Annotated in this window: 12 protein-coding genes; 4 read left to right on the top strand and 8 right to left on the bottom strand. The window is 75.4% G+C overall.

The features are described from left to right. Positions 1-6: 6 nt before the first annotated feature. A complete protein-coding gene (locus ACIA8Q_RS03495) occupies positions 7-672 on the bottom strand; it encodes an RNA polymerase sigma factor (protein WP_360205408.1) in 666 nt (221 codons plus the stop codon). A gap of 317 nt (positions 673-989) precedes the next feature. Between ACIA8Q_RS03495 and ACIA8Q_RS03490 the strand changes: the two genes are divergently transcribed. Continuing rightward, positions 990-1436 carry a hypothetical protein gene (locus tag ACIA8Q_RS03490; RefSeq protein WP_360205405.1) on the top strand — a complete coding sequence of 149 codons (447 nt, stop codon included), beginning with the start codon at positions 990-992 and terminating at the stop codon, positions 1434-1436. Positions 1437-1484: 48 nt separating this feature from the next. Here ACIA8Q_RS03490 and ACIA8Q_RS03485 read toward each other — a convergent pair whose 3' ends face one another. The 5 genes from ACIA8Q_RS03485 to ACIA8Q_RS03465 all read right to left on the bottom strand — a co-directional run bounded on the left by ACIA8Q_RS03485 (position 1485) and on the right by ACIA8Q_RS03465 (position 8477). Beyond that, the gene (locus ACIA8Q_RS03485) at positions 1485-2210 is read right to left on the bottom strand and encodes a GTP-binding protein (protein ID WP_396316701.1); all 726 of its coding nucleotides are present in this window, start codon (positions 2208-2210) and stop codon (positions 1485-1487) included. Further along, complete coding sequence (locus tag ACIA8Q_RS03480) at positions 2191-2634, bottom strand: DUF742 domain-containing protein (RefSeq protein WP_360205400.1); 444 nt, start codon at positions 2632-2634, stop codon at positions 2191-2193. Before ACIA8Q_RS03480 ends, ACIA8Q_RS03485 begins: the two co-directional genes overlap by 20 nt. 283 nt (positions 2635-2917) lie before the next feature. Then, positions 2918-5956, bottom strand: coding sequence for a nitrate- and nitrite sensing domain-containing protein (locus tag ACIA8Q_RS03475; RefSeq protein ID WP_396316700.1), 3039 nt, complete (start codon positions 5954-5956; stop codon positions 2918-2920). Positions 5957-6072: 116 nt separating this feature from the next. After that, positions 6073-6954, bottom strand: coding sequence for an MHYT domain-containing protein (locus tag ACIA8Q_RS03470; protein WP_396316699.1), 882 nt, complete (start codon positions 6952-6954; stop codon positions 6073-6075). A gap of 455 nt (positions 6955-7409) precedes the next feature. Further along, entirely contained in the window at positions 7410-8477 is a 1068-nt protein-coding gene (locus ACIA8Q_RS03465; protein ID WP_360205392.1) for an RNA ligase (ATP), read from the bottom strand. 480 nt (positions 8478-8957) lie between these two features. Between ACIA8Q_RS03465 and modA the strand changes: the two genes are divergently transcribed. The 3 genes from modA (at position 8958) to ACIA8Q_RS03450 (ending at position 12029) form a co-directional block, all read left to right on the top strand. After that, complete coding sequence (gene modA / locus ACIA8Q_RS03460) at positions 8958-9818, top strand: molybdate ABC transporter substrate-binding protein (protein ID WP_396316698.1); 861 nt, start codon at positions 8958-8960, stop codon at positions 9816-9818. Between the two features lie 119 nt (positions 9819-9937). After that, entirely contained in the window at positions 9938-10750 is an 813-nt protein-coding gene (locus tag ACIA8Q_RS03455; RefSeq protein WP_387897496.1) for an ABC transporter permease, read from the top strand. Positions 10751-10964: 214 nt separating this feature from the next. Beyond that, positions 10965-12029, top strand: a complete 1065-nt coding sequence (locus ACIA8Q_RS03450; protein ID WP_360205386.1) for an ABC transporter ATP-binding protein — start codon at positions 10965-10967, stop codon at positions 12027-12029. A 51-nt stretch (positions 12030-12080) separates the two neighbouring features. On the opposite strand, the gene ACIA8Q_RS03445 is transcribed toward ACIA8Q_RS03450, so the two are convergent. Together ACIA8Q_RS03445 and ACIA8Q_RS03440 are read right to left on the bottom strand one after the other, a co-directional pair. Then, positions 12081-12794 carry a response regulator transcription factor gene (locus ACIA8Q_RS03445; RefSeq protein ID WP_360205384.1) on the bottom strand — a complete coding sequence of 238 codons (714 nt, stop codon included), beginning with the start codon at positions 12792-12794 and terminating at the stop codon, positions 12081-12083. Then, positions 12791-13993: a histidine kinase gene (locus ACIA8Q_RS03440; RefSeq protein ID WP_360205381.1), complete on the bottom strand. Its 1203-nt coding sequence runs from the start codon at positions 13991-13993 to the stop codon at positions 12791-12793. Before ACIA8Q_RS03440 ends, ACIA8Q_RS03445 begins: the two co-directional genes overlap by 4 nt. Between the last annotated feature and the right edge of the window lie 153 nt (positions 13994-14146).

Raw genomic sequence — 14146 nt, 5'->3', positions numbered from 1 at the left:
TCGCCGCTACCCGCGGCGCCGCTCCCGGGTGCACCCCCGGCCGCCGTCCCGGCCGCAGCCGCGCTCCCTCCCCGGATCCCGCGCGGGCACCTGGCCGGGCACCCGTCCGGACTCCCGCCCGCGACCGGCCCCCGACTCGCCCCTGCCCTCACCCTCGCCGCCCCGCTCGCGTTCCCGCTCGCGTTCGCGTTCGCGTTCGACGGCGGCGCGCAGCCGCCCGTGCGCACGGCGCCGGGTGACGGCAAGCGTGCTGCGGTGCAGGCCCAGCAGCTCGGCGGCCTCGTCGACGGTGTAGCCGTCGAGGTCCACCAGGGCCACCACCCGGGCCTGCTTGGCGGTCAGGCAGCCCAGCAGCCGGAGCACCTCCCAGCGCGCCTGGAGCTCCGCAACCCCGCCGACCGGCGAACCGGCCGCCGCCCCCTCGCACCGGAGCTCGACGACCTCGACGGGCCCCGGCAGCACCGCCCGCCGACGTTCGCGACGCCACTGGTCGCGCAGGATGTTCGCCATCGTGGTGAACACGTAGGCGTACGGCTGGGGGTGGTCGAGGAACCGCTCCGGCCGCCGCGCGATCCGCAGGTACGCGTCGTGCAGCACGTCCCCCGCCGTCGACGGGCTGCCGGTGAGCGACACGGCCGCCTGCTGGAGCCTGGGGAGCAGAGCGGTGAACACCCGGTCGAAATCGGCCGACCGGCGATCGGCCGGCCCCGGACCGAAATCCTTGCCACACCCACCGCTCCGCCGACCGCTGCAATCCGCCATGCCGCTCTCCCCGGAAATCGGCACCCCGAACGCCCCGGCGGGCCCGGTCGCGACCATCGGGGAATCCCTGTGACCCGCATCACATCATAGGTCGTCGTTTCACCGTCCGCAGTCATTCGTGTGCAATACGTCATCGACCGTCCGGGGCAGCGGAGTTGACGCTCGCCGCCGCCCCCGACGGCCGGAGACGCACACCCGATCGGAACCTTCGAGCGAGGAGAACCGCCATGCGAGGCTGCATCGCCAGGAAGACCGCCGTGTTCGGGACGGCCGCCGCGGCGGTCCTCGGGGTGCTCGGCACCACCGCCCCGCCCGCCACCGCCCTGACCGCCGGCACCCTGTCCGCCACCGCCGTGCCCACCGGCACCACGGCAACCACCGCGACCACCGCGACCACCGCGACCACCGCGGACCGGACCCTCACGACGGAGGCCCTCGCCACCTCGCCCGGGGTCACCGCCGCCTCCTACCGCTGCGTCATCACCGCGGACTACGGCTGGCGCTGGGAGGGCCGCTGCAACGTCTACTCGGGCCAGTTGCGCACCGTCACCTACTGCGCCGACGGCTCCCACACCACCGGCCTGTGGATCGGCGCGCGACCGCAGGCCTGGGACGTCTGGGGCAACTGCCCGGGCTCCAGCTGGACCAGGATCGTGTTCCAGACCCGGGGCTGAGGCCGCGGAGCCGGCCGGGGCCGGCTCCGCACCGGCCGGGTCCGGCCGTCAGCGCACGGGTGCGGCGTCGGCGAGCAGCCGGGCCGCGTGCACCCGGCCGGCGTGCTCGACCAGGCCGACCAGGACCTCCTTGCCCGAGGCCCGCAGCCGCGCGTCGCACAGGACCACCGGCGTGCCCGGGTCCAGGTCCAGCGCGCGGGCGACCTCGTCGGGGCCGTACTCGCGCGTCCCGGCGAAACGGTTCACCGCGACGACGAAGGGGATGCCGCGGAGCTCGAAGAAGTCCACCGCGGGGAAGCAGTCGGTCAGTCGGCGGGTGTCGGCGAGCACGACGGCACCAAGGGCTCCGCGCGCCAACTCGTCCCAGACGAACCAGAACCGGTCCTGCCCCGGGGTGCCGAACAGGTAGACGGACAGGCCCTGGCGGATGGTGATCCGTCCGAAGTCCATCGCCACCGTCGTGGTGGTCTTGCGCTCCACGCCGCCGAGGTCGTCCACCTCCCGGCCGGCCTCGGTCAGGCGCTCCTCGGTGCAGAGCGGGCGGATCTCGCTGACCGCTCCGACCAGCGTCGTCTTGCCCGCCCCGAAGCCGCCGGCCACCAGGATCTTGAGCGCGAGGGCACCGTCGTCGGGTCCGGACGGCCCGGACCGACCGGACCGCCCGGTCGGCTCTGCCGGTCCGGACCGCCCGGTCGGCTCTGCCGGTCCGGACCGCCCGGTCGGTCCGGAGCGCCGCAGCGGTACGGGCGGGTGGTCAGAGTGCGTGAAGTCCATGGACGACCTCCTGGAGGATGCGCTCGTCGGGGAGCAGGGCGGGCAGAACGGGGTGGCGTACCCGGATGAGTCCGGCCGCCTGCAGGTCGCCGAGCAGCACCCGCACGACGCCCGCCGGCAGGTCGAGCTCGGTGGCCAGCTCGGCCACGGACAGTGGCGTCCCCCGGCACAGGGCGAGGATCCTCGCCTGCTCGGGACCGACCTGCAGCGCGGGCGGATCCCCGAAGTCACCGGGGCCCGCGAGCTCCCCGAGGGCCAGCGGTTCGCTCACCACCAGGGCGATCAGGTCGAGGCGACGGCCGCCGGCGGCGGTCCGGCCGCCCGTCACGGTGTACGGACGGACCAGCGGGCCGGCGTCGCGGTCGAACCACCGGGCGTGGTGGGCGGCGGCGAGGGGGTTGCGGGGGTGGGGCCCCGGGGCCACCGCCCCGGCGCCGCAGTCCTGCGCGGGCGCCTGCTGTGGCGGTGGCTCCTGTGGTGTCGGCGGATGCGGCTGTGGTGCTGGTTCCTGCTGTGGCGCTGGTTCCTGCTGTGGCGACGGCGCCTGCTGCGGGGGCCGGTGGGGGCGGGCCACGGTGCTCACCGACCGCCCGTCGCGCACGGCGGCGTGGTCGCGGTGGGCCGGACCGCGCAGCGGAACGCGGGGGCGCGCCGGACCGGCTCGTCGAGGAGCCGCCTGTAGACCGCCGCAGGGTGGTCGGTACCGGTCACGACCGGTCCCCTTCGGGTCTGGACAGGCGCAGCGGGCGGCCGCCACCGGGATCGCCGACGTCTCCGGGGTCCGAGCCGGGGCCGGTATCGGGGCCGGTATCGGAGGCAGAGTCCGGGCCGGAGTCGGGGTCAGCGTCCGAAACCGAGCGCCCGGCCGTACCCGAACTCCCGAACGAGCCCGTGCCGCGCGTCCATCCGGCCCGGAACGCGGACATCGCGGCGCCCTGCGCCTCCGGGCTCCGCTCCCCGGACGTCGACCCGGCCGTGGTACGGCCACCGCGCGCGGCCGCACCGGACGGGGCCTCGCGCAGCTGCGGGGCGAGGCTCGCCTGTCGGACGCGGCGCGGCAACTCCTCGTCCCCGTAGCCCCCGTCGTCCCCGTCGTCCCTGCGGCCCCCGTCGTCCACTCGTCGGGCCTGCTGTCCACCCGGCCACGGCCCGAGGACCGCGCCACTCCGCCCGGTCACCGGCCGCGGAGGACCGGGCTGCGGGCCGGGCTGCGGGCCAGACCGCGGACCAGGCTGCGGGCCGGGCTGCGGGCCGGGCTGCGGGCCGGAGGCGAGACCGGGCTCCCCGCCCGCAGCCGGTCCGCCCGCCCGGGCAGCGGAGGCCCGGGCGGGGGTGCGGCGCGCCGGCCCGGGGTCGCCGCCCCGGGAGCCGAACGGCAGCAGCGCCCCACCCTCCGGCGACGGCCCACCCGCCGCCGGAAGCTCGTCCCCGGCCGGGGACAGCGGCCGGCCGCCCGGCTCCCCCTCCGGCAGGCCGTCCAGCAGCCCGTCGTCCAGGGTGAAGGCCGCGCCCGGACGCGCCCTGACCGGCCGGTCCGTGTGCGCGCGCCCCTCGTCCACCGGAACGACGTCCAACTCCGGTACCGGCTCGGACTCCTGGACCTGCCGCCCGCCCTCCGCGCCATCGGCCAGCAGCACGGCGGGCAACAGGACGACGGCGGTGGTACCGCCGTAGGCGGAGGTCACCAGCGAGACCCGGACGCCGTGCCGCCGGGCGAGCCGGCTGACCACGAACAGGCCGAGCCGATCGCTGTCGAAGAGGTCGCTCTGCTCCACGGCCGCGAGCCGCCGGTTGGCCGCGGCGAGGGCCGCCCGGCCCATGCCCAGGCCGCGGTCCTCGATCTCCAACGCGTAGCCGTTGCCGACCAGTTCGCCCCGGACGTGGACCCGGGTGCGTGGCGGCGAGAACCCGGTGGCGTTCTCCACCAGCTCGGCCACCAGGTGGGTGAGGTCGGCGACGGCCGCACCGCTGACGGCGGCGGGCGGCAGCGAGTGCAGCTGGATCCGGGCGTACTCCTCGACCTCCGACACGGCTGCGCGCACCACGTCCAGCAGCGGGACGGGTCGGCGCCAGGCCCGGCCGGGGGCGGCCCCGGAGAGGATGATCAGGCCCTCGGCGTGCCGGCGCATCCGGGTGGTGAGGTGGTCCAGCCGGAACAGGTCGGCGAGCTCGGACGGGTCCTCGGTGCGGCGCTCCATCGCGTCCAGCAGGGTGAGTTGGCGGTGCACCAGGACCTGGCTGCGCCGCGCCAGGTTGACGAACACCCCGGACACTCCGGAGAGCACCTCGGCCCGCTCCACCGCCGCGGTGACGGCCGCCCGCCGGACCGTCCCGAGCGCCCGGTGCACCTGGCCGATCTCGTCTCCGCCGCCCGCCGGCTCCGGCACCTCGGCCTCGACGTCGACCGGTTCCCCGGCCCGCAGCCGCCGCATCGTGGCCGGGAGTCTGCGGCCCGCCAGGTCGAGAGCCGAGTCGCGCAGACCGATCAGCTCGGTGACCAGGCTCCGCCCGATCCGCACCGAGATCACCAGCGAGGCGATCAGCCCGAGCAGACCGAGCAGCACGGCCGCCCCGGCCGGGGTGAACAGGCCCGAGGTGTAGGGATCCTGTCCCTCGGCGGCGATCCGGCCCGCCCGGTCCTCGACGGTGCGCAGGTCACGGGTGAGGTTGCCGGCGGCCAGGGCCCAGCGGTCGGGCGCCACCGCGGCGAGCGCCGCCTTCGGGTCGCCGGCCGCACGGACCCGTTCCTCGTAGTCGGCCAGATCCCGCTGGTCCTGGCCTCCGGTGACGGCGAGCAGTGCCGCCCGGCCCACGGCGCCCGGACCGGTCCCCGCCGGGTCGGCGCCGGGCAGATCGGCCCCGGGGAGGTCGGCGACGAGGGCCTGCTCGAACTGCCGCCGGGCGGAGGCCACGCCGGAGAACTCGCGCAGCTGGTCCGCGGTGAGCGCTCCGGAGAGCTGGGCGGCGCGCAGCAACGCGTCCTCCCGGGAGAGGAGTTCACGGGAGCGGGCGAGCTCCGGCAGCACGCGGGCGACGGCGCCGGCCCGCCGCTCCGGCGCCGGGGTGAGCGCGCCGGCGACGGCCAGTGCCCGGTCCACCGCGGCGCCGTACACCGCGTACACCTCGGACCAGTCGGCGCTTCTGGCCGACACCCGGTCACGCAGCCCGGGCAGCGCACCGAGGGCGGCGCCGAGGGCGTCCAGCCTGGTCGCGGCGTCCGTACCGAGGCCTTGCGCGTCGGCCCGGTTGTAGCCGGAACCGGGGCGGGCCGTGCCGGCGTCGGCCGTGACGGGGCGGCCCGAATCGGCGCGACCCTGTTCTTGGTGACGCTGATCGGGGCGACCCTGATCGGGGAAGAGCGGGGCGACCGCCCGGTCGGTGGCGGCCACGGCCTCCTGCAGGGCGCCGGCCCGGTCGGCGCCGGGTGCGGCCAACAGCTGCCCCGCGGCAGCCCGTTCGGCCTGCAGACCGGCCACGGTGGCGGCGACCGGCGTGAGCAGGGTGCGCTGGGTGTCGCGCCGACGGAGCAGCTGCCAGACGTCCTCGGCGGTCGTGACGGTGGCGAACCCCCACAGGGCGAGGACGGAGACCACCGGGACCATCAGCAGGGCGATGATCCGGGCGCGCACGGTCCTGGGCCGCAGGTCGCGCAGCACACGCGGGCCGCGCGGGCCGCGCACCCGGCAACCGGGCCGCCCGGAGCCGGGACGCGGCGGGCGGGCGGGGGCGCCGCGGTCTTCAGGCATGGGTGGAGCGCCTTTCGGGCGGGGAGGGGGCGACGGAGGGGGAGGGCCGGCGGCGGGGACCGGTGCGATCGGGGCCGGCGGGGGCTCCGGAACGGACGGGCGACGGCGGGTGGGTGTCAGGCCGCGCGTTCGTGCCGCTCGCGGGTCCCGTGGCGTCCGGCCCCCGGGTGCCCGGCGCCGGGGCCGGGGCCGGGGTGGGGCCCGGGACCGGGGTGCTCGGCGGCGACGCGGAACTCCTCGATCGTCAGCTCACCCTCGTCGTGGCCGCCGGCCCGGTCCTGGGCGGGCGGCGACAGTGCGACGAAGGCCGAGGCGAGGAAGAGGAAGGAGCCGAGCCCGACGGCGAGCGGGAGGACGAACTCCATCGGGCTCGCTCCGCCCAGGCCGGTCCGGGCCGGATCGAGCCGGGCGTGCACGGCGGCCATGCCGGTGTAGTGCATGCAGGTGACGGCGAGGCCCATGGCCAGCGAGGCGGCGGCCGCCGCGTACACGTTGCGGATGGTGACGGCGGCCCAGAGGGCGGCGGTGGCCGCGCCGATCGCGATGAGCACCGAGATCGCGACCGTGCCGGCGTCGTACCGCAGGCCGCCGTGCATCCGGACCGCCGCCATGCCGAGGTAGTGCATCGCGGAGACGCCGATGCCGGTGGTGAAGCCCCCGGCCAGCAGGGCCGGGCCGCGGTGACCGCCGCAGCAGACCACCACCAGGCCCAGACCGGTGACCAGGACGGCGACGGCGAGGCTGAGCACGGTCAGCGGCACGTCGTAGCGCAGCTCGGTGCCGTCGACGGCGAATCCGAACATGGCGACGAAGTGCATGGTCCAGATGCCCGAGCCGATCGCGGTGGCGGCGACGAGCAGCCAGTTCCGGCGGGCGGCGCCGCTCGCGGCGAGTGCGCGCAGGGTGCATCGCAGGCCGAGGGCGGCGCCGGCGCAGGCCATCAGGTACGAGAGGGCGGGCGTCAGCCAGCCGAAGCCGAGATGGTTGAGGGTGCCCACGGGACCTCCGGTCGACCGGTCGAACCCGGGGGCGGTTCGCGGTGCGCCCGGGCAACCCGGACCGGGCGGACTCCAGGCGGCCGGCGGCGGATCGGCGGGGCCACGTGGGCCGCCGGCCCGTCATATGCCAGCCGCACGTGCGCTTCCGGTCTGGGGTGCGTGGGACGCTATCGAGGGGCCGGAATCAGCCACCCGAAGATGTGAAAAGCTGCCCGCAGAGCGCGGTCGCCGTGTTCGAATGGAGAGGTCGTGTGCCTGGAAGGCCGACGACCACACCCGTCCGGGCGTCGGCCCGGGGCTCAGGCGGCGGTCTGCGGCGCCGGACGACGAACAAGTGACAGGTGACAGATAACAGATGACAGCGAACAGATAGCAGATTTCAAACTCTGTCAGCTGTCCACTGTCATCTGTTCGCCGTCACCCGCCCGCCGATCCCGCTCCGACGCCCCGTCGCGTCACTCGTACTCCGTGCCGCCCTTACGGGTCAGGTAGGCGTCGCTGACCACCTTGGCGATCGCGCGTCCGCCCACCGCCATGCTCCAACGCTCGGTCACCGGCCGGACCACCACGCCCTCGCGCAGGTGGAGTTCCCGTCCGGAGACGGTCTCCCTGCCCTGGGCCAGCCCCAGCACGACCTCGGGATCGAACGGACCGCGCCACAGCTCGGGCACCAACGGCAGCTCGCCTTCGAGGAGTTCGGCGGCGGAGTACCACTCCATCCGCCCGTCCACCACGGCCGACACGTCGAACGCGGCGTACCCGGGCAGCTCGGCGCGCCCGGAGGCCCCGTACGTCAGGTCCTGGACCCCCGTACCGAAGACCTCGCCGAAGACGCCCACCCGCTCGGCGCCGAGCCGTTCGGCCAGGCGGGCCGCCACCGCGGGGATGCCGTGCGCGCGCACCGCCCGCCAGTACAGGTTGCGCTCGTCCTCGACCAGCGAGAGCCCCTGCGCGCCGATGCCCTTGGACGACACCCGCACCTCTCCGGTGGCCGCGGTGTACGTCACCAGGCAGCAGCTGCCGTGCAGCTTCTCGGTGAGCACGACCGGCTCGCCGGGCTCGAAGATGTCGGGGTAGCGCTTGAGGTTCTCGATGTCCACCCAGGGCAGCAGGTCCGGCGCGCTGAGCACGTCGCCGCTCATCGACGTCGGCACCGGCGGCTGCCACTTGACGATCCCGAGGAGTTCGGCGAAGTCCTCGCCGCGCTCGGCGGCGGCCGCCAGGTCGGTGTCGGCGAGGACTCCGGGCCGGCAGACGATGCCCTGGGAGAGTTCACCGCGCAGCCGAACCGCCCGCACCCGGTCGGCCCGGCTGCCGGCCAGCTTGCCGGTCAGGCCCAGCTCGCCGATCAACTGCTCTGGGAGCACGGCCTGTTCGGGGATGTAGACGGCGTAGTCGCCGGTCCGGTAGCTGCCCTTGGCGACCACCGCCCGGTAGAGACCGACCTGCGCGAGCTCCAGGGCATCGGCGTTCGGGTGCTCCAGGATGACCAGTTTCTCGGCGGTGACGCGCAATGTGGACATGGGCGGACTCCTCCCCCTCTTCGGTTCCGGCCGTTCGCCGGCCGGCGGTGTGTGGTGTGCGTGGTGCGCAATACGGGATACGGGATACGGGATGCGAGATACGGGCGGGATACGGCGCATGTGTGGCGTGTGTGGCGCACACGGGTTGCGACCCGCGGCCCCGCCCCGACCGCTCGCACCACTCTGTCCGCTCGGCCGATCCCGCGCGACGCAATTTTCCGGCCGACACCCCCGCCCGCCTGCCCGTCGTCCGCCCCCTCGGCCCTGCCGACGCCGCCCGCGGACGCGCCGCGACCCCGGCACGGTCCGTGCACGTTTGAGCCTTCCCACAGCCGGGAACAGGCCCTCGCCGCACCCTGCCTGTGCAAAGCGACAGAGGATTTATCGCTCGCATTTGCGGCACTATGATCGCCGTAATGGCCGCAGCTGCGGCCTGGTCCCCGCGCCCCTTCCGGCGCGAACCCTGGAGGGGCAGCACCGATGGACACCCGTACGACCAACACCCGCAGACTCGCCGTCGCCGCCGCCGCGGCCCTCGCTCTCAGCCTCGGGGCCACCGCGTGCGGCAGCGACGGCGGTAAGGCCTCCGACGCGGCGTCCTCCTCCGCGGCCCCGGCCGCCGCGACGGGCGCGGCGGCGACCACCGGCGCCGGCGTGCCGAAGGCGACCGGCGCCATCACCGTCTTCGCCGCCGCCTCGCTGAAGGAGACCTTCACCGACCTCGGCAAGAAGTTCGAGGCCGCGAACCCGGGCGCCAAGGTCACCTTCAACTTCGGCGGCAGCTCCGCCCTCGCCACCAGCATCAACTCGGGCGCCCCGGCGGACGTGTTCGCGGCCGCGAGCCCGGCCACCATGAAGACCGTCACCGACGCGGGCGGCGCGAGCGGCGACCCGAAGACCTTCGTGCACAACACCCTCACCATCGCCGTGCCCAAGGGCAACCCCAAGCACGTCGCGGGTCTGAACGACCTCACCGGCTCCGGGGTGAAGGTCGCGCTGTGCGCGAAGGAGGTGCCGTGCGGCGCCGCGGCCCTGACCGCGCTCAAGGCCGCCAACGTCAGCCTCACCCCGGTCACCCTCGAACAGGACGTCAAGGGTGCGCTCACCAAGGTCGAACTCGGCGAGGTCGACGCCTCGCTGGTGTACAAGACCGACGTGAAGGCCGATGCTGCGAAGATCGACGGCGTGGACTTCCCCGAGGCCGACAAGGCCGTGAACGACTACCCGATCGCCGCGCTGGCCAAGGCACCGAACAAGGACGGCGCCGCCGCCTTCGTCGCGTACGTCCAGTCGTCCGAGGCCAAGCAGGTGCTCACCACGGCGGGCTTCCAGGCACCGTGAGCGACCGCACCACCGCCGGTGGCCCCGACGACTCCCCCGGCCACACCCCCGGTGCCGGCAGCGGTGCCGGCACCGGCCCGGACGGCGGGCCCGGCGGCGGCCCCGGCGCGGCCGCAGCGGTGAAGGCCGTGCCGCGCCGGAGTCGGCGGCGGGCGAACCGGGTCCCGGTCGCCCTGCTGCTCCCGGCGCTGCTCGGGCTCGCGTTCCTGGTCCTCCCGTTGGTCGGGCTGCTGATCCGGGCGCCGTGGAGCAGTCTGTCGGACCAGCTGACCAGCGCCGCCGTCTGGGACGCACTGCGCCTGTCGCTGGTCTGCGCGACGGCGGCCACGGCCGTCTCGCTGGTCCTCGGCGTCCCGCTGGCCTGGCTGCTCGCCCGCACCGAGCTGCCGGGCCGGCGGGTGGTCCGGGCCCTGGTCACCCTGCCGCTGGTGCTGCCACCGGTGGTCGGCGGTGTGGCGCTGCTGCTGGTCCTCGGGCGGCGCGGCATCGTCGGCTCCTGGCTGGACTCGACCTTCGGCATCACGTTGCCGTTCACCACCACCGGCGTGGTGATCGCCGAGGCGTTCGTGGCGATGCCGTTCCTCGTGATCAGCGTCGAGGGCGCGCTGCGGGCCGCCGACCCCCGCTACGAGGAGGCCGCGGCGACCCTGGGCGCCTCCCGGCTGACGGCGTTCCGCCGGGTCACGCTGCCGCTGATCGCCCCGGGGATCGCCGCCGGGGCCGTCCTGGCATGGGCCAGGGCGCTCGGCGAGTTCGGGGCGACGATCACCTTCGCGGGCAACTTCCCGGGCCGGACCCAGACCATGCCGCTGGCCGTGTACCTCGCCATGGAGTCCGATCCGGAGGCGGCCATCGCCCTGTCCCTGGTCCTGCTGGTGGTGTCCATCGCGGTCCTGGTCGGCCTGCGCGAGCGCTGGATGCCCACGCCGTGAGGGCCCCCGCAGCGGCCGCCCGGGCGGCCACCCGGCCGGCCTCCCGGGCGCCTCACCACCGCACGGCGAGGCACCACTGCACGGCACCTCACCACCGGACGGCGCCTCACCGGCCGCCGGGCCACCGAACACCGGGCCACCCGCCGTCGAGCCACCTGACACCGGGCCGCCGAAGGCCGAACCTCCGCCCACCGAGCCCCTGGACGCCGCCCCGATGAGCACCGCCCCCGCCCTCGACGCCCGGCTCCGGGTGGACCGCGCCGCGTTCACGCTCGACCTCGCGCTCACCGCCGCCCCCGGCGAGGTGGTCGCGCTGCTCGGCCCGAACGGCGCCGGCAAGTCCACCGCCCTGCGCGCGCTCGCCGGGCTGCTCCCCCTGACCGGCGGCCACCTGCGCCTGGACGGAGTACTGCTCGAGGACCCCGGCCGGCGGGTGTGCACCCCGGCCGAGGAACGGCCCGTCGGCGTGGTGTTCCAGGACTACCTGCTCTTCCCGCACCTCAGCGCGCTCGACAACGTCGCCTTCGGCCCGCGCTGCCAGGGCCGGCCCAAGCGCGCCGCCCGGGCCGAGGCGTCCGTCTGGCTCGACCGGATGGGCCTGGCCGAGCACGCCTCCGCCCGGCCAGGCCGCCTCTCCGGCGGTCAGGCCCAACGGGTGGCGCTGGCACGGGCGTTGGCCGTACGCCCCCGACTGCTCCTGCTGGACGAACCGCTGGCCGCCCTGGACGCCCGCACCCGGCTCGACGTGCGCTCCCAACTCAGGCGACACCTGGCCGAGTTCGAGGCGGTAGCGGTGCTGGTCACGCACGACCCGCTGGACGCGATGGTGCTGGCCGACCGGCTGGTGGTGATCGAGGACGGCCACGAGGTGCAGTCCGGCAGCCCGGCCGAGGTCGCCCGCCGGCCGCGCACCGACTACATCGCCCGCCTGGTCGGACTCAACCTGTATCAGGGCACGGCGAAGGACCACCAGGTGACACTGCCGACGGGCACGGTGCTGACCACCACCGAGGACCTGTCCGGCCCGGCCTTCGTGGCCTTCCCGCCGTCCGCCGTGACCCTCCACCGGGAGCGGCCCGAGTCCAGCGCGCGCAACGTGTGGAAGCTCCAGGTCACCAGCCTGGACCTGCACGGCGACCAGGTGCGCGCCGACCTCGAGGGCGAACTGCCGATGGCCGCCGACCTCACCCCGGCGGCCGTCGCGGAGCTGGACCTGGCTCCCGGGTCCGCGGTCTGGGCCTCGGTCAAGGCCGCCCAGACCCACGGCTACCCGGCCTGACCGGTCCTGCCACGCCCCCACCTCCTCGTCCGCCCCTGCGCGCAGGTGCCGTCAGTCCGACTCCGACGGCTCCACGAACCCCGATTCGTACGCCGCGATCACCGCCTGGGTGCGGTCCCGCGCCCCGAGCTTCGCCAGCACACTGCTGACGTGCGTCTTCACCGTCTGCACTCCGAGGAACAGCCGTTCGGCGATCTCACCGTTGCTGAGTCCGCGCGCGACGAGCCGCAGCACCTGCGCCTCGCGCTCGGTGAGCGCCGCCCCGGCCATCGCGGCGCGCGCGGCCGGGTTGCCCTGACCGGCCGCGAGACGGCGGATCGCGGCCGGGAACAGCAACGACTCGCCCGCCGCCACCAGCCGCACCGCGTGCGCGATCTCGGCCGGTCGGGAACGCTTGAGCAGGAAGCCGTCGGCGCCGGCCCGCAGCGCCTGGTAGACGTAGTCGTCGTTCTCGAAGGTGGTCACGACCAGGATCTTCGGCGGCCGCTCCCCCGGGGCGCCGGGGCGTACGAGCTCACGGGTCGCCGCCAGGCCGTCCAGGACCGGCATCCGGACGTCCATCAGCACGACGTCCGGGCGCAGCGCCCGGGCCAGCGCCACCGCCTCCGCGCCGTCGGCGGCCTCGCCGACCACCCGCAGGTCCCCCTGCGCCTCCAGGACGGCCCGCAGGCCGGCCCGGACCAGTTCCTCGTCGTCGGCGAGCAGGATGTCGATCGTCGCCGCGGTCACCTTCGCCCGGCCGTCCCCCACAAGATCGTTCGTCACGAGCCCAAGCGTAGGGGGAGCCGGACGGCGAGCACCCACTCCCCGGCCCCGTCCGGGGACGCTCCCGCACCGGCCTCCCCGCCGAGCAGCGCGGCGCGTTCCCGGATGCCGCGCAGACCCTTGCCGCCCCGGCGGCCCGCGCCGCCCGCGGGCCGCACCGCACCGGCGCCGGCCACCGCCGTGCGGTTGGCGCAGCGCAGCTCCAACTGTCCGTCGCGCACGGCGATCCGCACGCTGACCGGCTGGCCCGGTGCGTACTTGAGCGCGTTGGTGACACCCTCCTGGACGATCCGGTACGACTCCCGCGAGAGCACCCTGGGCAATTCCCCCGCCGACACCTCGATCCGGGCCTCGACCGGGCTGCCGGCCGCGCGGGCGGTGTCGAAGAGCGCGGGCAGCTGCTCCACGCCGGGCCGCTCGGTCACGGTGGCGGGCGAGTCGGCGTCCGGGCTCTCCCGCAGCAGGACGAGGGTGCGTTCGAGGTCCTCCATGGCCCGGCGGCCGGTCTCCTCGATGACCTCCAGCGCCTTGGCGGTGAACTCCCGGTCCCCGACCTCGCGCGCCGCGCCGGCCTGAAGGACCGTCACCGTCAGCGCGTGGCCGATGGAGTCGTGCAGCTCGCGGGCCAACCGGTTGCGCTCCAGCAGCCGTTCGGCCCGCAGCTCCGCGTCGGCCAGCCGTTCGGCCGGAGACGGCCCCAGCAGCCGCACCGCCATGGCGAGTTGGAGCCGACCGGCGGCGACGACCAGCCAGCCGTAGCCGAACAAGGCCGGCGGCACGAGCGGGAGGTAGCGCAGGGAGTCGGCGCCGGACAGCAGGTCGAATCCGCCGGTGAGTCCGAAGATCGTCGCGAACCCGACCAGGGAGCCGAGCGCGACCCGCCCGATCAACCACCCTGCGGTGCGCCGGCGGTCGGCCCAGGTGCGGGAGGGCTCGGCGGAGATGTCCCGCTCCCGGTCGGGCACCAGCAACAGCCGGGCCTGGACGCCCTCCGCGAGCCGTGCGGCGGGCACCAGGGCGACGAGCACGAGCAGGGCCGCGTCCACGCAGACGCTCGCCACGACGATCTCGCCGAGACCCTTGTGGTACGTCCCCGGATAGACCATCAGGAGGACGCCCGCGAAGATCCATCCGACCATCAGGTGCAGCAGACGCGCGTACGTGGCGCCGGCGAGAAGTGGCGCGAGGATCCTGGGCATCCCGACATCCTGCCAGGTCAGCGCCTCACCGGCGCTCCCCCACCGGTGCAGGACGGTCTCCCTCCCGGGAGGGAGACCGGTCCCCGCCCGGGCGGGATCCGCCGGCGGCTCCCCTCCGGTCGAATGGGACCCACCGGAGCACGGGACCACCGG

It is taken from the genome of Kitasatospora sp. NPDC051705 (assembly GCF_044453265.1).
Classification (GTDB): Bacteria; Actinomycetota; Actinomycetes; order Streptomycetales; family Streptomycetaceae; genus Kitasatospora.
This window is presented reverse-complemented; position numbering and strand designations above follow the sequence as displayed.